Origin of the sequence: Agromyces zhanjiangensis (assembly GCF_040496055.1) — a bacterium.
GTDB lineage: Bacteria > Actinomycetota > Actinomycetes > Actinomycetales > Microbacteriaceae > Agromyces > Agromyces zhanjiangensis.
This window is the reverse complement of record NZ_JBEPKB010000003.1, coordinates 533,241-551,463: the sequence shown is the minus strand read 5'-3', so window position 1 is coordinate 551,463 and position 18,223 is coordinate 533,241. Positions and strand designations below refer to the sequence as shown.

Below are 18,223 nucleotides of genomic sequence, written 5' to 3'. Positions count from 1 at the left end.
ATTCCAACTGAGTGGTTGTGGAATATCGATCGACGTGGTGAAGTTACAACCAACCAGTTGGTTTTTACTTGGAGGGCGTCGCATGAGCACGAACACCACCACCACCGCGTCCGACCCCACTCCGGTGGCCGCACCCGCGGACCAGGGCGCGCCCGTCTCGCCGGCCGCCCCGCCATCGGTGCACGTGCGGGCGGTCATCACCTGGCTCGCGATCTTCCCGCTCGTCTCGATCGGCATGCTGCTGCTCGGCCCGCTCTTCGAGCCGTGGCACCCCGTGCTGCGGGCGCTCGTGCTCACGCTGCTCGTCGTGCCGCTCGCGGTGTACCTCGTGGTGCCCCAGCTGCTGCGCGTGCACGGACGGCTGCGGGCGGGCCGGCGCTGACCGCTCGGCCGGATGGCTCCCGCAGTCCCCGGCGCGGAGAACGGGGGGAGCCGGCCTGCGCACCCCGTTCGGGTCGGGTTCCAGCGCGGCCGGCTCTCCGGTCGGCACCGCGGTGACAGTTCCCCCTGCGTGTCCGCGGTGCGCGACCGGGATCAACGGTACGGAGGACGCAACGGGCGGGCATCAGGGGTAGCCCTGAACCTGGGCCGCAGCCGGGTTCAGGCGCGCGGGCGTGCGTCCCGGCCGGCCACGCCGTCGACCTTGGGCGCCGCCGCGAGCCACGCCGCGGCGACATCGACGATCTCGTCGATCGGGGCGCCCGCGTCGAGGGTGAGCGCCGGTTCGTCGTCCGCGGGCGGTTCGAGCGTCGCGAGCTGCGACGCGAGGAGCGTCGCGGGCATGAAGTGGCCGGGCCGCGCGCCCGCGCGCTCGGCGAGCTCCGCCTCGGAGAGGTGGAGGTGCACGAACCGCGCGGCGGGTGCGGCCCGTCGGATGCGATCGCGGTAGGCGCGGCGAAGGGACGAGCAGGCGACCACGATCCCGCTCGCGCTCCCGGCACAGTCCGCCAGCGTGGCGCCGACCCGGTCGAGCCATGGCTCGCGGTCCGCGTCGTCGAGTGGGATCCCCGACCGCATCTTGTCGATGTTCGCCGGCGGGTGGAGCTCGTCCGCGTCGGCGAACGGCACACCGAGCCGATCGGCGAGCCTCGCGCCGACCGTCGACTTCCCCGAGGCGGATACGCCCATGACGACGACGGGTCCCGGCACGCCGGTCATCGCGGATCCCCGCCGGCGGGCACGTCCGGCGGACGCACGGTCGGCCGGACGACCGACCGCACGTCGCCGCCCGCGACGAGCTCGACGATCGCTTCGACGGCGCGGAACACGCCGACGGCGAGCAGTTGCACGAGCAGCACCGGCCCGAGCAGGGCGAGCGGGTAGGTCAGGGCGACCGCGAGCCGGGCGAGCCCGCCCCACGCGAGCGCGGCGAGCGCGGGCACGACCGCGAGGAGCAGCCAGGCCGGATGCGCGACGACCGCGAGCACGAGCGCGGCCACGACGGCCACGACGCCGAGGGCGACCTGGCCGAGCAGGAGCCATCCGCGCCACCCGGCGTACGTGCGCTCGCGGTCGGCCGACACCCACGCCCACATGAGACGGGCGCGGAGGACCGGGACGCCCTGCTCACGGAGCGCGCGGTGGAACACGTCGTCGTCCTCACGACGCTGCGCGAGCGCGGCCCCGCGGTCGTCGAGCGCCGCGGCCGCGATCGACTGCGCATCGTGCAGCACCGCCGGCGCCGACTGGCGACCGTAGCTCGCGATGAGGCCCCACAACGGCGTCGGCACCGATGCCAGGTCGGTGATGCCGACGGGCGGCGGCGCCTCCCCTGCCGCCGGCGCCCGGTAGCGGCGCCCGGTCGGCTCGTCGACGTAGACGATCGGGGCGCGCAGCGCGAACCGGTAGCCGTCGACCGGGCGTTGGGCGAGCGGCAGTTCGTCGAGCGGTGCGCCGTCCGTGCGCAGGAAGGGCATTCGGGTCTCCTCGCCTCGGTGCGTTGCACCATCCTGCCGCCTCCGACCGTCACGACGGAACCGCCCGGCCGCCGCGCGTCTCGCCCGGCGCCCATCTCGGGGTGCGGCGCGCAGCGGCGCCCCTACCCGAGCAGCACCGAGACCAGGAGCAGGACCGGGACGGACCCGACCGTCGTCACGAACACCGTGTCGCGCGCGACGACCTCCGCCGTCTCGTACCGCTGCGCGAAGTTGAACACGTTCTGCGCGGTGGGCAGCGCCGCGAGGACCGTGACCGCGTAGAGGTCGCGCCCCTCCAGCCCGAACGCGAAGGCGCCGAGCGCCCACGCGATCGCGGGCATCACGGCGAGCTTCAACGTCGCCGCGACCACGACGTCGCGCAGCCCCGTCCCCGGCTCGAGCAGGCGCGTGCCGTGCAGCGACAGCCCGTACGCGATGAGCATGAGCGGCACGGCCGCCTGCCCGATGAGGTGGATCGGGTCCTGCACGATCGGCGGCAGCTCGATGCCCGACACCGAGACGAGCACGCCGAGGAGCGAGCCGATGATGATCGGGTTCGTGAACGTGGAGCGCAGGATGCCGCCGATCGACGTCCGACCCTGGACCGTCGCGCCGAGCACCGCGAGCGCGATCGGCGCGAACAGCAGCAGCTGCAGCAGCACGATGGGCGCCGAGTAGGCCGCGTTGCCGAGCAGGTACAGCGCGATCGGGATGCCGATGTTGTTGCCGTTGACGTACCCGCTCGCGAGCGCGCCGATCGTGGTCCTGGCGACGCCCCGTCGCAGCAGGAGCAGGGAGACCACCGCGAACACGAGCATCACCGAGACCGCGGCCAGTGCCGAGACCGGCAGCAGCGCCGAGAACAGCGCGCCCACGTCGGCCGTCGACAGCACCGAGAAGAGCAGGAACGGCGAGAGCACGCTGAAGTTGAGGCGCGCGAGCACCGGGCGGGCATTCGGGCCGAGCACGCCCGTGCGCCCGGCGATCCAGCCGACGACCACGGCGAGCGCGATGACGGCGAACCCGGTCAGGATGTCGATCACGCCTCACCGACCTCGGGCGGGGTGGGGGAACCCGAGGGGAACGACGTCGATCCGTCCCGGGGGCTCCGCCCGATCACCAGCGGTGGTGCACCGAGGCGCGGATGTCGCGGTCGTACAGGTCGCGCACGGCCGCGTCGAACGACGCCGGCAGCTCGAGCGTTCCCGCCGCCGCGTTCGCCCTGGCCTGCTCGGGGTTGCGCGCGCCGGGGATCACCGTCGAGACGCCCTCCTGCCGCGCGACCCACGCGAGCGCGACCTGCGCAGGCGTGGCCTCCGGGGCCGCCGCGCGGGCGAGCACCGAGAACTCGGTGGCCGCCCCCACGCCGGTCGCGTAGTCGACGCCCGAGAACGTCTCGCCGACGTCGAACGACTCGCCGTGGCGGTTGTACGAGCGGTGGTCGTTCGCCGCGAACTCGGTCTCGAGCGTGTACCGACCGGAGAGCAGCCCGCTCGCGAGCGGCACCCGCGCGATGATGCCCACGCCGTACTGCATCGCGACGGGCAGCACCTCCTCGACCGGCTTCAGTCGGAAGGCGTTGAGGATGATCTGCACGGTCGCCACGTTGGGCCGCGCGATCGCGGCGAGCGCCTCGTCGACCTTCTCGACGCTGACGCCGTACGCGGCGATCGCGCCCTCGGCGACGAGGGTGTCGAGCGCGTCGTAGACGGCGTCGTCGGAGTAGACGGAGGTCGGCGGGCAGTGCAGCTGGACGAGGTCCAGCGTCTCGACGCCGAGGTTGCGGCGGGACCGGTCCGTCCAGGCGCGGAAGTTGTCGAGGACGTAGTTGCCGTGCTCCTGCGGCATCCGTCGCCCCATCTTCGTCGCGACGGTCACGCCGGAGCCGGGGTTCGCCGCGAGCCAGCGGCCGATGAGCGTCTCGGAGCGGCCGTCGCCGTAGACGTCGGCGGTGTCGAACACGGTGACGCCGGCCTCGTGCGAGGCGTCGAGCACCGCGAGCGCGTCGGCCTCGTCGACCTCGCCCCAGTCGGCCCCGAGCTGCCAGGTGCCGAGTCCGATGACCGAGACGGTGCGGCCGGTGCGGCCGAGGGTTCGGGTCTGCATGCGTGCTCCTCCTCGACGGATGTCCCCGACCGAGCCTAGCCGCGGGGCGTATCGTGGCGGGCATGGACGGGACGCCGACGACCCAGCCCGACGACCGAGCCGGCCGGCGACGGCCCCGGATCCCGAAGACGAGCATCGAACGGTGGGTGTTCTGGCCCGCGGCGGCCGTCGTGCTCCTGTTCAGCGGGTTCGCACTGCTCGCACCGCGCCTCGCCGAGGCGTTCTTCGGGGCCGTCCAGTCGTCGATCGTCAACGCGTTCAACTGGTACTACGTGCTCATCGCCGCGTTCTTCGTCGCGTTCAGCCTCTTCGTCGGGTTCAGTCGCTACGGCGACATCCGCCTCGGCGAGGACGACGACAAGCCCGAGTTCTCGCTCGGCGCGTGGTTCTCGCTCCTGTTCGCGGCCGGCATGGGGATCGGGCTCGTGTTCTACGGGGCGAGCGAGCCGCTCAGCCACTTCGTCGCGCCGCGGCCCGGCGTCTCGGGCACTCCGGAGCAGCTCGCGTCATCGGCCCTCAGCCAGACCTACCTGCACTGGGGCATCCACGCCTGGTCGATCTACGTCGTCGTCGGACTCGGGCTCGCGTACGCCATCCACCGGCGCAAGCGCCCGATCTCGATCCGCTGGACGCTCGAGCCGCTGCTCGGCAAGCGCGTGCGCGGCGCCTGGGGCAACGTCATCGACGTCGTGGCCCTCGCGGGCACGCTGTTCGGCGTGGCCACCTCGCTCGGCCTCGGCGTGCTGCAGATCAGCGCCGGGCTCGACGCCGCCGGCATCGCCGAGCCCACCGAGACCACCCAGGTCGTCATCATCATGGTGATCACCGTGTTCGTGCTCGCCTCCGTGCTCTCGGGCGTGACGCGCGGCATGAAATGGCTCTCCTCCACGAACCTCGTGCTCGCCGGCATCCTCGTGCTCTACCTCCTCGTGTTCGGGCAGACGGAGTTCCTGCTGCGCGAGTTCGTGCAGTCGATCGGCACCTACATCCAGAACTTCATCGGCCTCTCGTTCAACGTGAGCGCGTTCCAGGGCGCCGCCGGCGAGGCGTGGCAGGCGTCGTGGACCTCGTTCTACTGGGGCTGGTGGATCTCGTGGGCGCCCTTCGTGGGCATCTTCATCGCGCGCATCTCGCGCGGCCGGACGGTTCGCGAGTTCGTCGCGGGCGTGATCATCGTGCCGACCCTCATCGGCATCCTCTGGTTCAGCGTGCTCGGCGGCTCGGCGCTCTACCTCGAGCTCACCGAGCCGGGCAGCCTCGTCGGCGCCGACGGCGAGGTCGACATCGAGGGCACGCTGTTCGCGCTGCTCGACTACTTCCCGGGCTCGACGGTGCTCACCTTCGGGGTCATCCTGCTCATCACGATCTTCTTCGTGACCTCCTCCGACTCCGGCGCGCTCGTCATGGGCATGATCGCGACCGGCGGCCAGATCAACCCGCGCAAGTGGGTGCGCACGTTCTTCACGCTGATCACCGCCCTGCTGTCGATCTCGCTGCTGCTCGCCGGCGGGCTCCGCGCACTGCAGACGGCGGCGATCATCATCGCCCTGCCGTTCAGCGTGGTGATGCTCATGATCTGCTGGTCGACGATCATCGCGTTCAGTCGCGAGCGCCGGGCGTACCAGCTCGCGCGACGGGCGCAGTTCGTCGACCAGATCGGCGAGTACTACGGGCTCGAGGTCGAGGCGCCGCTCGAGGCGGGAGCGATCGGCCGGGGCCCGAGGTGGATGCGGCAGCTCCAGCGGCGGTTCGGCCTGAGGCCGGACCAGCCGACGGCGCCGATCCAGAAGGTGCCGGGCGCCGAACCGCCGCTGCGCCCCGTGCTCACGCACATCGACGGCGAGCTCGTGCCGCGGCATCCGTCGCAACGGGCCATGGACACGCTCAACGCGGAGTCGACCGGCGTGCCGACCGAGGACGTCGACGGCATCGTCGACCACGACCCGCGAGCGCGAGGCGACGTCGCCGAGGTCCCCGACCGGACCGTCGACGACGACGGCCGCGACCCCCTGCACTGATCGGAACCGACCGAGCCGAGGAGGCGACGTGAGCACGGCCGAGATCTACATCCAGGCGTTCATCGCGATCCTCATGATCGTGAACCCGATCGACCCCGTGAAGATCGTCATCTTCAACGACGTGGTGGCCCGTCAGGGGCTCGCGAGGCGCGCCGCCGCCTTCCGCGTTGCGGTGGTCGTGTTCGGCATCCTCGGGGTGAGCGCGCTCGTCGGCCGCGAGCTGCTGCAGCTCATCGGGATCGACCTCGGCGCGTTCGGCGTCGTCGGCGGCCTCATCGTCGCGGCGATGGGCGTCGAGATGCTCTACGGCGGAGCGCCGAGCCGGGCGCAGGGCGGGAAGGACGTCGGGAAGCGGCCCGCCGACGAGAACGGGCTCGTGCTGCCGCTCGCGACCCCCCTGATGGCCGGCCCCGGCGGCATCACGACCGTCATCGCGGTGTCGACGTTCCAGGACGACCTGACGAGCCTGCTCGCCGCGGTCGTGAGCGTGGCCGTCGTGAGCCTGCTCGTCTTCGTCGGCTTCGCCTTCCTCGCAAGCGCGTTCGCGCGCCTCAGCGCCTCGGCGGCGGCCATGCTGACCCGCTTCGGCGGCCTGCTGCTCGCGACGATCGGCGTGCAGCTGGCGCTCAGCGGCCTGCGGTCCTTCTACGGGTTCTGACGCGGGCGGCCTGCCCGGTGCGGACCTCGCTCGTCGGCGCGGCGCCGCTCAGGCGATCGGCACCGCCGGCCCGCTCACGACGATGCCGCCGACCGACGGGATGTCGACGACGAGTTCGCTCGGGCGCCCGACGTGGCGGCCCTGCGAGATCACGACGCGGGCCGGTGCCACGACGGCGCCGAGCTCGCGCAGGTACCCGCCGACCGCCGCCGCGGCGGCCCCCGTGGCCGGGTCCTCGACGATCGAGCCGACCGGGAAGATGTTGCGGGCCTCGAAGCGGAGGCCCCCGTCGGCCGCATCCGCCAGGCGGTGCAGCACGGTGATCGTCGCGGGCCAGCCGTGCTCGTCCATGAGCGCGCGGGCGCGAGACGGGTCGAACGCGAACGCGTCGAACGCCGCGGCATCCGCGATCGCCAGGACGGGGTGGCGGTTGCCCGCGAACGCGATCCGCGGCGGGTGGCGCTCGTCGAGCGCGTCGGCCTCGAGCCCGACGAGCTCGAGCAGCTCGGCGAGGACCTCGGTCGGCATCGGCTCGACCCGGGGCTCGACGCTCGTGAACGACGCCACGATGCGGCCGTCGACCTCGGCGGTCTGCATGGCGACTTCGCCGACCGGGGTCGCGAACCGGATGCGGCCCGGCCCCTCGCGCTCGGCGAGGGCGACGGCCGTCGCGACGGTCGCGTGCCCGCAGAAGGGCACCTCGGCGACCGGCGAGAAGTAGCGGATGCCGCGGACCCCGCCGTCGCCGCTGGTCACGAACGCCGTCTCGGCGTAGCCGACCTCGCCCGCGACGGCGAGCATCGCGGCGTCGTCGAGGCCGGCGGCGTCGAGCACGATCCCGGCGGGGTTGCCCCCGTCGGGATCGGTCGTGAAGGCGGCGTAGCGGAGGACATCGGGTGCGGTCATGCCTCCATGCTCGCCCGCCGGCCCCGGTTCGTCGCGGTCCGATTCCCGACCGGTGGCCTGCACGCGGGGCGGTCGGCTCAGGTCGGGGCGTCGGCGCCGAAGCGGCCGCGCGCGTCGACCGGGATGAGCGGCCGCTCGCCGCGCGCCCGGATCTGCTGCACGGCCCAGGTGTTGCCGTCGGGGTCGGCGAACCCGAAGAACGTGCCGCCGTCGCGCGGGTCGATGACCTGCACCGGGCCCGCGTCGACGCCGCGGGCGACGAGCTCGGCGCGCGCCGCCTCGGCGTCGGCGACGACGAGCTGCACGCCCTTCAGCGAGCCTGGCGGCATCTCGTTCTGCGCCGGCAGCGTGCCGATCACGATCGAGCAGCCGGATCCGGTCGGCGTCAGCTGCGCGAACCGGTGCTCGCCCGCGTGCGTGTCGTGGTCGAGCGCGAAGCCGACCCGGTCGCGGTAGAACCCGATCGCGCGATCGATGTCGGCGACGGGGACCACGACGACCTCGAGCGTCCAGTCCATGGTGTCGTTCCTCTCGCTGGTGCGAACGTCGACGGATGCCCCGGCTCAGCCGGCCAGCAGCGCGTCGAGCCGCTCGTAGCCCTCGATCACGCCCTTGGCCATGCCGTGCTCGACCATGGCGTCGCGCGCCTCGAGGCTCGGGTAGACGGCGTGGCCGCGCAGCCGCGTGCGGCCGTCGCCCAGGTCCTCGAAGCTCATCGACTCGATGCTCACGATGTCGGGCGCGCCCTCGAACTCGAAGGTCTGCACGGCGAGCTCGTTCTCGCGGATCGAGTGGAACGTGCCGTTGAAGGCCCAGCGGCCGCCGTCGGGGTCGACGTGCACGTAGCGGTAGCCGCCCTGCGGCCGGAAGTCCCAGCGCTCGATCTGCATGTCGTACCCGTTCGGGCCGAGCCACTGCGTGACCTTCTCGGGGTCGCGGTGGGCGTCGAAGACGGCCGCGACGGGCGCGTCGAAGACGCGCTCGATGTCGACGTAGGGCAGCCCCTCGGGGGCCTCGATGGTGACCGGGTTGGTGGTCTCGGTGGTCATGGTGTCAGTCCTGTCCGGCGGATGCCGCGGCGTCGCCGCCGTCGGCGGAGGCGAGCAGCGCGTCGAGTCGACGGAAGCGCTGCTCGTGGATGAGGCGGTAGCGGTCGATCCACTCGGTGAGCGTCTCGAGCGCGGCCGCGTCGAGGTGCACGGGGCGACGCTGCGCGTCGCGGCTCCGGGTGACGAGCCCTGCGGACTCGAGGACCTGGATGTGCTTCGACACCGCCTGGGTGGTGATGTCGAACGGTTCGGCGAGTTCGGTCACGGTCGCCGACCCACGGCTGAGCCGGGCGACGATGCTGCGGCGCACCGGGTCGGCCAGCGCCATGAAGGCGCGGTCGAGCCGATCGTCGGCGGCTGCGGCATCCATTATTCAACCAATCGCTTGATCAACTATATGGTTGTTAACGTACGCGCGTCGCCCGCGCTCGTCAAGGGCTCTCACGGATGTCGCCCGCCGGGTGCATGATCGGCCTGCGGGACGGCACCGGCCCGCCCACGACGCAAGGAGACGCCATGTCCGTCACGCTCAACCCGTACCTCAGCTTCCGCGACCAGGCGCGCGAGGCGATGGAGTTCTACCAGTCGGTGCTGGGCGGCGAACTCACGCTCAGCACGTTCGCCGACTTCGGCCAGGGCGACGAGGAGGCGGAGGCCGACAAGATCATGCACGGACAGCTCACGTCCGGGCACCTGACGCTCATGGGCGCCGACACCCCGAACGAGATGCCCTACGAGGCGGGCACCAACTTCGCGGTGTCGCTCAGCGGCGGCCCGGAGGACGAGGCGACGTTGCGCGGCTACTGGGACGGGCTCGCCGAGGGCGGCGACGTCGTCCTGCCGCTCGAACCCTCGCCCTGGGGCGACGCGTTCGGCATGCTCAACGACCGGTTCGGCGTGCAGTGGATGGTGAACATCGGCCAGGCCACGCCGACCGAGGACTGATCGGCCGCGGCCGACGGGACGCACGGCCGACGGGACGCATGCCCGACGGGACGCATGCCCGACGGGACGCACGCCCGCGGAGACGACGGACGCCGGGCCGGAGCCGACTCCGACCCGGCGTCCGGGAAGTGCGGGCGGCATCGCCCGCGCGCGATCAGATCGCGCGGATGTTCTCGGCCTGGAGGCCCTTCTGGCCCTGGACCACCTCGAACTCGACGTTCTGGCCCTCCTCGAGCGAGCGGTAGCCGCTGCCCGTGATGGCGCTGAAGTGCGCGAAGACGTCGGGGCTCCCGTCGGAGGGAGCGATGAAGCCGAAGCCCTTTTCGGCGTTGAACCACTTGACGGTTCCGGTTGCCATGCTGCTGTGTCCTTCGTTCGATCGGGCCGAACGGTTCGGCCCGTCACGTTCGGCCGCCAGGCCGTCCGCAGGCCCGGCGGCGGATGCCGACGGGCGGTGGTCCGAGGGGCCGGCCGTGCGTCGCACGCGCTGCCCTCGGTCTCGGGTCATGCCTGCGGAACGTGCCGCCTCCGGGCAATCCATCGTGATACGGGCGGGCGCCCGCGTAATTGGAGGAACTTCGAGCGTAGCCCATTCCCCCGCGACTGCACAGGAGACCGGAGTCCCGGCGTCATGCGCGGATGGGGACCGGTCCCCGTCGGGTCGGCCGAGCACCGCCGCTAGAGTGACCGGGTGCCGACCCCCGCGCCCGAGCCCGCAGCATCCCCCGCCACCCCCGCGCTGTGGCGACTCGCGCTCGTCGGCGTGGTCGGCGGCCTGCTCTCGGGGCTCTTCGGCGTGGGCGGCGGCATCGTCATGGTCCCCCTCCTGATCCTGCTCGCGGGCATGGACCAGCGGCGGGCCTCGGCGACCTCGCTCGCCGCGATCGTCCCGACCGCGCTCGCGGGGTCGATCGCGTACCTCGCCAACGGACAGGTCGACCTCGTCGCTGCGGCGCTGGTCGCGCTCGGGGGCATCGTCGGCGGCTGGATCGGGGCGGCGCTGCTCGCGAGGCTCCCGCTCGAGTGGCTGCGCTGGCTGTTCATCGCGATGCTCGTCGTCGTGGCCGTCCGGCTCGCGTTCGGAACGCCCGACCGCGCGGCCGACCCCGTGCCCCTCGAGCCCGGCCCCGCACTCGGGCTCGTCGCGCTCGGCCTCGTCGTCGGCATCGCCTCCGGCCTGTTCGGCGTCGGCGGCGGACTCATCATGGTGCCCGCGTTCATCACCGTCTTCGGCCTCGGCGACCTGATCGCGCGCGGGACCTCGCTCGTCGCGATGATCCCGACCGCAGTGAGCGGGTCGGTCAAGAACGTCCGCGGGGGGCTCGTCGACCTGCGCATCGCGCTCATCGTCGGCGTCGCGGCGACGCTCGCGGCCCTGCCCGGGGTCGCGCTCGCCTTCCTCATCCCGCCGGCCGTCGGCGGATGGCTCTTCGCCGCGCTGCTCCTGGCGGCCGCCGCCCAGCTCTCCGTGCGCGCGATCCGCGCCCGCCGCCGCGGGACGCCGTGACCGCCTCGGCGCCCGCCCCGGCGGGGTGGCGACCGGACCCGTCGGAACCGCGGTCGCTGAGGTACTGGGACGGGGCCGGTTGGACCCCGCACACCGCGACCGCCGAGGTCGCCACGACCCGGGACGAGGTCGCGGCGGAGACGACCGCCCATCTCACCGCCGTGCTCCCCGAGTCCGTCGCCGAGCACACCACCCTCCCGCTGGCGCCGGGCGCCACTCGCACCCGGGCGACGGTCGCGACGCGCCGGCTCGCACTCGCGGGCACCCTCACGGCCGGGGTCTCGCTCGCGGTGGCGTGCGCCGCGCTGGGCCTGGCGCTCGCCGGCTGAGCGGCCCGTGTCGGATGATCGACGCATGAGCGACGCATCCGTCCCTCGACTCGACGCCGATCCGCGGCATCCGTCGCTGGCCTTCCGACGCGCCGATGTCGGCGACCACACCCGCGTCGTCGCCGCCATCGGCCCGTGGTGGGAGCGACCGGGCGCCGACCGGCTCGCCCTGCTGCTGCCTCGCCTGTTCTTCCAGCACTTCGCCGACACGTCGACGGTCGTCGACGACGAGCGCGGCGAGCTGGCCGGCTTCCTCATCGGGTTCCGATCGCAGTCGCAGCCGGAGGTGGCGTACATCCACTTCGTCGGCGTGCGCCCCGACCAGCGCCGGACCGGACTCGCGCGCACCCTCTACGAGCGGTTCTTCGAGGCGATGCGGGCGAGCGGATGCCGCCGCGTCGACGCGATCACCGGACCGCCGAACCTGCGTTCGCAGGACTTCCATCGCGCGATGGGCTTCGAGCTCACGGGCGACACGATCATCGAGGGCGTTCCCGCGTGGCGCGACTACGACGGGCCGGGCGAGCATCGCGTGGGGTTCACGCGCCGGCTGTGACCGGCGCTCACGCCCGCGCCTCGCCCTCCAGGTAGCGTCGCTCGGTCGCGTTGAGGGCGGTCCGCGCCGCGACGGCGAACTCCTCGCGCGCCTCGTCGGGCCGCCCGGCGAGCGCGAGCAGGTGCCCGCGGACGGCGTGGACCCGGAAGTGCCCCGCGAGCGCCGGCTCGAGGGCGATGGACTCGAGGTCGACGAGCGCGCGGTCGGGACCGTGCACCATCGCCACGGCCACGACCCGGCCGAGCTCGACCATCGGCCCCGGCCCGACCACGCGCAGCAGGTCGTAGAGCCCGAGGACCTCCCGCCAGTCCGTCCGATCCGTCGAGGGCGCCTCGGCGTGCACGGCCGCGATCGCGGCCTGGAGCTGGAAGGGGCCCGGCTCGCCCGCGACGAGCGCGTGCTCGACGAGCGCGACGCCCTCGTCGACGAGGTCGCGGCGCCAGAGGGAGCGATCCTGTTCGTCCAGCGGGACCAGCTCGGGAAGCCCGCCGACGGCCGGCGCCCGCAGCCGCGCGGGCCGGCGCGCCTCGGTGAGCAGCATCAGCGCGAGGAGCCCATCGGTCTCGGCCGACCATGGCGCTCCGGGCGGCGTCGCATCGCGCAGCATCCGCGTCAGCCGGATCGCCTCGGCGGAGAGGTCGGCGCGGGCGAGCACCTCGCCCGAACTCGCGGTGTGCCCCTCGGTGAACATCAGGTGGAGCACCTGTCGGACGGCGGCCGCACGCTCGGGCAGCTCTGTCGCGTCGGGCAGCCTGAACCGTGCGCCCGCGGCGCGGATCCGCTGCTTCGCCCGGGAGATGCGCTGGGCGACCGTCGCTTCGGGCACCAGCAGTCCTCGGGCGATCTCGGCCGTGGTCAGCCCGCCCACCGCGCGGAGCGTCAGGGCGAGCTGCGAGGGCCGCGACAGCGACGGATGGCAGCAGAGCACGAACAGGGCGAGCGAGTCGTCGCGCGCCGGCGCCGTGGACCCGCCGCCCGCATCGCCCCGCTCCAGGGCCGCATCGCGCTCCTCGCGGGCGCGGCGCGCGATCTCGCCCCGCACGGCGTCGACATGCCGCCGCTGGGCGACGGCGACGAGCCAGGCCCGCGGATGCTCCGGCACCCCGCGGCTCGGCCACTGCCCCGCCGCCGCGATGAGCGCCTCCTGGAGCGCGTCCTCGCTCTCGTCGAAGTCGCCGATCCGTCGGACGAGCACCGCGAGCGCCGAGGGAGCCGCCGCGCGCAGCACCGACTCGATGCCGCCCGCGGGCTCCCCCGACGCGTCGTCGCTCACGCCACCGAGACGTCGGGCTCGGCGTCCTCGGCGAGGATGGGATGCACGTGCACCCCGCCCCACGCGGCCTCGGGGAGCTTCGCGGCGACCTCGACCGCGCGCTCGTACGACTCGACGTCGACGAGGTAGTAGCCCGACAGGAACTCCTTCGTCTCGGCGAGGGGCGCATCGGTGGCCACCCCGTCGGTCGAATGCACGGCCCGAGCGGTCTCGCGACCGGCGAGCTGCTCCGCGTCGACGAGTTCGCCCGACGACCGCAGCTCCTGCACGAGGTCGACGTAGACCGCCATCGCCTCGGCCTGCTGCTCGGGCGTGAACGCATTCCACGCGGCACCCCACTGCGGGTTGGACTGGATGAGGATGAGGTACTTCACGGTTCGCTCCTTGCCTGGTGTGCGGGGCGACGATCGCTCCCCTCAGTATGTCGAGGCCGACCTCGCGTCTTCGACAGGTCTCCGGGAATCCGACCGGTCGATCCGGCGTCGATGGACTAGCAGAGGCTTCCGCCCCTGACAAGGGCTGTGATCGATCGGCGCACGGCACGTAGCGTGGCCGTCGACGTCGCACCCGAACGCGACGCACGATCGGAAGGGGGCCCCGAATGGGTGAGTCCGACAAGATCGGCAACAAGGCCGAGGAGCTCAAGGGCAAGGCCAAGGAGGCCACCGGCAAGGCGACCGACGACGAGCGCCTCGAAGCCGAGGGTCGCCGGGACCAGGCCGCGGCCAACCTCAAGCAGGCCGGCGAGAACGTGAAGGACGCCTTCCGCTCGTAACGGCCATGAACTGATGGGGCGCGCATCGCGGGGGTGCGCGTCCCATCATCATGTCCGGGCGCGGACGACCGCGCCCGGATCCACCGGGGACTCGCCTCCGTTTCGATTCCGCCATGAGCGATATCGGCCGCACGACGGATGTCGGCGGCATCCGCTTGGATGCAGACTTGACGATGCGCCTCGGGTCGAGGCCCCGGCGCCGGCGACGCGGCATCCCGTGTTCGCACACCCCGTTTGCACTCGCGGAGAATCATGCTCGGACGACTCCTCATCCGCTACCTGAAGCCCTACCGGTGGCTCATCGCCGGCGTGCTCCTGTTCCAGTTCATGTCGGTGCTCGCGACGCTCTACCTGCCGAGCCTCAACGCCGACATCATCGACGAGGGCGTCTCGAAGGGCGACACCGCGTACATCTGGTCGACCGGCACGTTCATGCTCGCGATCTCGCTCGGGCAGATCGTCGCCGCCATCATCGCCACCTACTTCGCGGCCAAGGCCGCCATGCGGGTCGGCCGAGACATCCGCAACGACGTCTTCGACAAGGTGAGCGCGTTCAGCGAGCGCGAGGTCTCGCACTACGGCCCGGGCTCGCTCATCACCCGCAACACGAACGACGTGCAGCAGGTGCAGATGCTCGCCATGACGGGTGCGACGATGCTCGTGAGCGCTCCGCTGATGGCCGTCGGCGGCATCATCATGGCGCTGCAGCAGGACGTCGGGCTGAGCTGGCTCATCTGGGTCTCCGTGCTCACGATCCTCGTCGTCGCCGGCCTCGTGATCAGCCGGATGGTCCCCCTCTTCCGCAGCTACCAGAAGCGCCTCGACGCGGTGAACCGGATCCTTCGCGAGCAGCTGACCGGCATCCGGGTCGTCCGCGCGTTCGTCCGCGAGCCCATCGAGCAGCAGCGGTTCGAAGGGGCGAACCACGACATCATGGACGTCGGTCGCCGCGTCGGCACGCTGTTCATCACGCTCTTCCCGCTGTTCATGCTCGTGCTGAACCTGACCGTGATCGGCGTGATCTGGTTCGGCGCGACCGAGGTCGACGCCGGCAACGTGCAGGTCGGCACGCTGTTCGCCTTCATGCAGTACGTCGGCGTGATCCTGGGCGGCGTACTCATGGCCGCGTTCACCACGATCATGATCCCGCGCGCCGCCGTGTCGGCCGAGCGGATCGGCGAGGTGCTCGCGACCGAGACCACGCTGCCCCGGCCCGAGCACCCGGTCGCCGAGTTCCCGGCGCCCGGGACGGTCGAGTTCCGCGACGTCGCGTTCGCCTACCCCGGAGCCGAGCACGCCGTCGTCGAGGGCGTGTCGTTCCGCGCCGAGCGCGGGGAGACGGTCGCGATCGTCGGCTCCACCGGTGCGGGCAAGACCACGCTCGTCTCCCTCCTGCCGCGCCTCTTCGACGTCACCGACGGCGCGGTGCTCGTGAACGGCACCGACGTGCGCGAGGCCGACCTCGACGCCCTCTGGAGGACGATCGGGCTCGTGCCGCAACGGCCGTTCCTGTTCGCGGGGACCGTCGCCTCCAACCTGCGCTTCGGGCGCGAGGAGGCGACCGACGACGAGCTCTGGCACGCACTCGAGATCGCCCAGGGCCGCGACTTCGTCGCCGCGATGGAGGGCGGGCTCGACGCCCGGATCTCGCAGGGCGGCACGAACGTCTCCGGCGGGCAGCGCCAGCGCCTGGCGATCGCCCGCGCGATCGTGCACCGACCCGAGATCCTCGTCTTCGACGACTCGTTCTCCGCACTCGACCTCACGACCGACGCGAGGCTGAGGCAGGCGCTCTGGCGCGAACTGCCCGAGGTGACGAAGGTCGTCGTCGCGCAGCGCGTGTCGACCATCACCGACGCCGACCGCATCGTCGTACTCGAAGACGGCCGCGTCGTCGGGCTCGGGCGTCACGACGAACTGGTCGAGACCTGCCAGACCTATCGCGAGATCGTCGAATCCCAGCTCGGAGTGGAGACCCAGGCATGAGCCGCGACACCAGCACCCCCAAGCGCCGCGGCGGCCGCAGCCGCGCCGAGGCGGCGGCTCAGGAGGCGCAGCAGCCCACCCTCGAGCAGCTCGAGGAGCAGCAGCTCGCCGAGGAGGCGCGCATCAACTCCGGCTCGTGGGACTCCGTCGCCCCGGGCAAGGCGCAGGACTTCGGGCGCAGCTTCCGTCGGATGCTCGGCCTCCTCGCCCCCTGGAAGTGGTCGTTCGCGTTCGTCTCGCTGCTCGGCGCGATCGGGGTCGTGCTCACCGTCATCGCGCCGAGGGTCCTCGGCGAGGCGACCAACGTCATCTTCGAGGGCTGGATCTCGCTGCAGCTGCCCGCGGGCGTGACCCAGGAGCAGGTCGTCGAGCAGCTGCGCGCCGCCGGCCAGGAGGACCTCGCCAACATCGTCGGCGCCGCGACGCTGACGCCGGGCGAGGGCATCGACTTCGTGCGGCTGAGCCAGCTCGTGATCATCGTGCTGCTGCTCTACGTGGTGGCGTCGGTCCTGTCATGGGTCCAGGGCTACGTGATCAACGTGATCATGGTCCGCGCGATGTACGGGCTGCGCGAGCAGGTCGAGGCGAAGATCCACCGCCTCCCGCTGAGCTACTTCGACCGCACGCAGCGCGGCGAGCTCATCTCGCGCGTGACCAACGACATCGACAACATCACCCAGACCATGCAGCAGTCGCTCTCGAGCGCGCTGACGAGCATCCTCACGGTCATCGGCGTGCTCGTGATGATGTTCTCGATCTCGTGGCAGCTCTCGCTCGTCGCGCTCGTCGCGCTGCCGCTCATGGCCGTGATCTTCGGCATCATCGGACCGAAGTCGCAGGCGGCGTTCGGCATCCAGTGGCGCAAGGTCGGGCGCCTCAACGCCCGCGTCGAGGAGTCGTTCTCGGGCCACGCGCTCGTGAAGGTCTTCGGCCGCGAGAAGGACGCGAGCGAGAAGTTCCGCGACGAGAACGAGGAGCTCTACGAGGCCGCGTTCAAGGCGCAGTTCCTCGCCGGCATCATCATGCCGGGGATGATGTTCGTCGGGAACCTGACCTACGTCGGCATCGCGGTGCTCGGCGGGCTCATGGTCGCCGGCGGCCAGCTCCGGCTCGGCGACGTGCAGGCGTTCATCCAGTACTCGCAGCAGTTCACCCAGCCGCTCTCGCAGCTCGGCGGCATGGCCGCCGTCGTGCAGTCCGGCACCGCATCGGCCGAGCGCGTGTTCGAGCTGCTCGACGCCGACGAGGAGGAGGCCGACGCCGCCGACGCGCCCGCGGCGGTCGACGGTCGCGGCGTCATCGAGTTCGACCACGTGTCGTTCGCGTACACGCCCGACCGCCCGCTCATCCGCGATCTCTCGTTCCGGGTCGAGCCCGGCCAGACGGTCGCCATCGTCGGCCCGACCGGGGCCGGCAAGACCACGCTCGTCAACCTCGTCATGCGGTTCTACGAGCTCGACGGCGGCCGCATCCTCATCGACGGTCAGGACATCGCCGAGCTGACCCGCCACGACGTCCGCGCCCGGACCGGGATGGTGCTGCAGGACCCGTGGCTGTTCGGCGGCACCATCCGCGAGAACATCCGGTACGGTCGCCAGTCGGCGGGCGACGACGAGATCCTCGCGGCGGCGCGCGCGACGTACGTCGACCGGTTCGTGCACTCCCTGCCCGACGGGTACGACACCGTGCTCGACGAGGACGCGTCGAACGTGTCGGCCGGCGAGAAGCAGCTCATCACGATCGCACGCGCGTTCGTGGCGCAGCCGAGCGTGCTGATCCTCGACGAGGCGACGAGCTCGGTCGACACGCGCACCGAGCTGCTGCTGCAGCACGCCATGGCGGCGCTCCGCGAGGGCCGAACCTCGTTCGTCATCGCGCACCGGCTCTCGACGATCCGCGACGCCGACCTCATCCTGGTGATGGAGCACGGCGACATCGTCGAGCAGGGCACGCACGACGAGCTCATCGCGGCGAAGGGCGCCTACTTCCGCCTCTACAACTCGCAGTTCGAGCAGGCGGCCTACGACGTCGACGCCGAGCTCGCGATGGAGGCCGAAGCGGCCGTCGGCACACCGGGCGAGGCCGCGCTCGGGTTCGACGGCGGCACCGAGGAGGCGTCAGCCGACGCGCCCGTGAACTGAGCGACGCGATCGGAGCCTGGGGTCCGGCGCGGTCCGGCCCCGGGCTCCGTCATGTTCC

The 18,223-nt window shown here is 72.2% G+C and carries 21 protein-coding genes; 10 read left to right on the top strand and 11 right to left on the bottom strand.

Going from position 1 to position 18,223, the window contains the following annotated elements:
• Window positions 1–82 precede the first annotated feature (82 nt).
• Window positions 83–382: a putative antibiotic biosynthesis monooxygenase gene (locus tag ABME02_RS08895; RefSeq protein ID WP_353814926.1), complete on the top strand. Its 300-nt coding sequence runs from the start codon at window positions 83–85 to the stop codon at window positions 380–382.
• Window positions 383–600: 218 nt separating this feature from the next.
• On the opposite strand, the gene ABME02_RS08890 is transcribed toward ABME02_RS08895, so the two are convergent.
• The 4 genes from ABME02_RS08890 to ABME02_RS08875 form a co-directional block, all read right to left on the bottom strand.
• Entirely contained in the window at window positions 601–1,158 is a 558-nt protein-coding gene (locus tag ABME02_RS08890; RefSeq protein ID WP_353814925.1) for a gluconokinase, read from the bottom strand.
• Complete coding sequence (locus tag ABME02_RS08885; RefSeq protein ID WP_353814924.1) at window positions 1,155–1,916, bottom strand: DUF1353 domain-containing protein; 762 nt, start codon at window positions 1,914–1,916, stop codon at window positions 1,155–1,157. Before ABME02_RS08885 ends, ABME02_RS08890 begins: the two co-directional genes overlap by 4 nt.
• 122 nt (window positions 1,917–2,038) lie before the next feature.
• Entirely contained in the window at window positions 2,039–2,959 is a 921-nt protein-coding gene (locus tag ABME02_RS08880; protein ID WP_353814923.1) for an AEC family transporter, read from the bottom strand.
• Window positions 2,960–3,032: 73 nt separating this feature from the next.
• Window positions 3,033–4,022: an aldo/keto reductase gene (locus ABME02_RS08875; RefSeq protein WP_353814922.1), complete on the bottom strand. Its 990-nt coding sequence runs from the start codon at window positions 4,020–4,022 to the stop codon at window positions 3,033–3,035.
• A gap of 62 nt (window positions 4,023–4,084) precedes the next feature.
• On the opposite strand from ABME02_RS08875, the gene ABME02_RS08870 reads away from it, so the two are divergent.
• Both ABME02_RS08870 and ABME02_RS08865 read left to right on the top strand, forming a co-directional pair.
• Entirely contained in the window at window positions 4,085–6,040 is a 1,956-nt protein-coding gene (locus ABME02_RS08870; RefSeq protein ID WP_353814921.1) for a BCCT family transporter, read from the top strand.
• Window positions 6,041–6,068: 28 nt separating this feature from the next.
• Window positions 6,069–6,698, top strand: coding sequence for a MarC family protein (locus ABME02_RS08865; RefSeq protein ID WP_353814920.1), 630 nt, complete (start codon window positions 6,069–6,071; stop codon window positions 6,696–6,698).
• 48 nt (window positions 6,699–6,746) lie between these two features.
• On the opposite strand, the gene ABME02_RS08860 is transcribed toward ABME02_RS08865, so the two are convergent.
• From ABME02_RS08860 to ABME02_RS08845, 4 genes are all read right to left on the bottom strand, one after another.
• On the bottom strand, window positions 6,747–7,604 hold the full coding sequence (locus tag ABME02_RS08860) for a PhzF family phenazine biosynthesis protein (RefSeq protein WP_353814919.1): 858 nt from the start codon (window positions 7,602–7,604) through the stop codon (window positions 6,747–6,749).
• A gap of 77 nt (window positions 7,605–7,681) precedes the next feature.
• Entirely contained in the window at window positions 7,682–8,122 is a 441-nt protein-coding gene (locus tag ABME02_RS08855; RefSeq protein WP_353814918.1) for a VOC family protein, read from the bottom strand.
• Between the two features lie 45 nt (window positions 8,123–8,167).
• Window positions 8,168–8,653 carry an SRPBCC family protein gene (locus ABME02_RS08850; RefSeq protein WP_353814917.1) on the bottom strand — a complete coding sequence of 162 codons (486 nt, stop codon included), beginning with the start codon at window positions 8,651–8,653 and terminating at the stop codon, window positions 8,168–8,170.
• 4 nt (window positions 8,654–8,657) lie between these two features.
• Window positions 8,658–9,023, bottom strand: a complete 366-nt coding sequence (locus ABME02_RS08845; protein WP_353814916.1) for an ArsR/SmtB family transcription factor — start codon at window positions 9,021–9,023, stop codon at window positions 8,658–8,660.
• A 146-nt stretch (window positions 9,024–9,169) separates the two neighbouring features.
• Between ABME02_RS08845 and ABME02_RS08840 the strand changes: the two genes are divergently transcribed.
• Window positions 9,170–9,598: a VOC family protein gene (locus ABME02_RS08840; protein WP_353814915.1), complete on the top strand. Its 429-nt coding sequence runs from the start codon at window positions 9,170–9,172 to the stop codon at window positions 9,596–9,598.
• Window positions 9,599–9,752: 154 nt separating this feature from the next.
• Here the strand turns inward: ABME02_RS08840 and ABME02_RS08835 are convergent, their stop codons facing one another.
• Complete coding sequence (locus ABME02_RS08835; protein ID WP_092668238.1) at window positions 9,753–9,956, bottom strand: cold-shock protein; 204 nt, start codon at window positions 9,954–9,956, stop codon at window positions 9,753–9,755.
• Between the two features lie 333 nt (window positions 9,957–10,289).
• On the opposite strand from ABME02_RS08835, the gene ABME02_RS08830 reads away from it, so the two are divergent.
• From ABME02_RS08830 to ABME02_RS08820, 3 genes are read left to right on the top strand one after another with little or no spacing between them, the layout of a single operon-like run.
• A complete protein-coding gene (locus ABME02_RS08830) occupies window positions 10,290–11,105 on the top strand; it encodes a sulfite exporter TauE/SafE family protein (protein WP_353814914.1) in 816 nt (271 codons plus the stop codon).
• The gene (locus ABME02_RS08825) at window positions 11,102–11,434 is read left to right on the top strand and encodes a DUF2510 domain-containing protein (RefSeq protein WP_353814913.1); all 333 of its coding nucleotides are present in this window, start codon (window positions 11,102–11,104) and stop codon (window positions 11,432–11,434) included. Before ABME02_RS08830 ends, ABME02_RS08825 begins: the two co-directional genes overlap by 4 nt.
• Before the next feature lie 25 nt (window positions 11,435–11,459).
• On the top strand, window positions 11,460–11,990 hold the full coding sequence (locus ABME02_RS08820; protein ID WP_353814912.1) for a GNAT family N-acetyltransferase: 531 nt from the start codon (window positions 11,460–11,462) through the stop codon (window positions 11,988–11,990).
• Between the two features lie 7 nt (window positions 11,991–11,997).
• Here ABME02_RS08820 and ABME02_RS08815 read toward each other — a convergent pair whose 3' ends face one another.
• Together ABME02_RS08815 and ABME02_RS08810 are read right to left on the bottom strand one after the other, a co-directional pair.
• Complete coding sequence (locus ABME02_RS08815) at window positions 11,998–13,263, bottom strand: RNA polymerase sigma factor (protein WP_353814911.1); 1,266 nt, start codon at window positions 13,261–13,263, stop codon at window positions 11,998–12,000.
• Window positions 13,260–13,637, bottom strand: coding sequence for a YciI family protein (locus tag ABME02_RS08810; RefSeq protein WP_353814910.1), 378 nt, complete (start codon window positions 13,635–13,637; stop codon window positions 13,260–13,262). Before ABME02_RS08810 ends, ABME02_RS08815 begins: the two co-directional genes overlap by 4 nt.
• A gap of 227 nt (window positions 13,638–13,864) precedes the next feature.
• Here ABME02_RS08810 and ABME02_RS08805 point away from each other — a divergent pair, with 227 nt between their 5' ends.
• The 3 genes from ABME02_RS08805 to ABME02_RS08795 all read left to right on the top strand — a co-directional run bounded on the left by ABME02_RS08805 (window position 13,865) and on the right by ABME02_RS08795 (window position 18,165).
• The gene (locus ABME02_RS08805) at window positions 13,865–14,038 is read left to right on the top strand and encodes a CsbD family protein (RefSeq protein ID WP_353814909.1); all 174 of its coding nucleotides are present in this window, start codon (window positions 13,865–13,867) and stop codon (window positions 14,036–14,038) included.
• A gap of 252 nt (window positions 14,039–14,290) precedes the next feature.
• Window positions 14,291–16,024, top strand: a complete 1,734-nt coding sequence (locus tag ABME02_RS08800) for an ABC transporter ATP-binding protein (protein WP_353814908.1) — start codon at window positions 14,291–14,293, stop codon at window positions 16,022–16,024.
• Window positions 16,021–18,165, top strand: a complete 2,145-nt coding sequence (locus ABME02_RS08795) for an ABC transporter ATP-binding protein (RefSeq protein WP_353814907.1) — start codon at window positions 16,021–16,023, stop codon at window positions 18,163–18,165. Before ABME02_RS08800 ends, ABME02_RS08795 begins: the two co-directional genes overlap by 4 nt.
• Window positions 18,166–18,223: the final 58 nt, after the last annotated feature.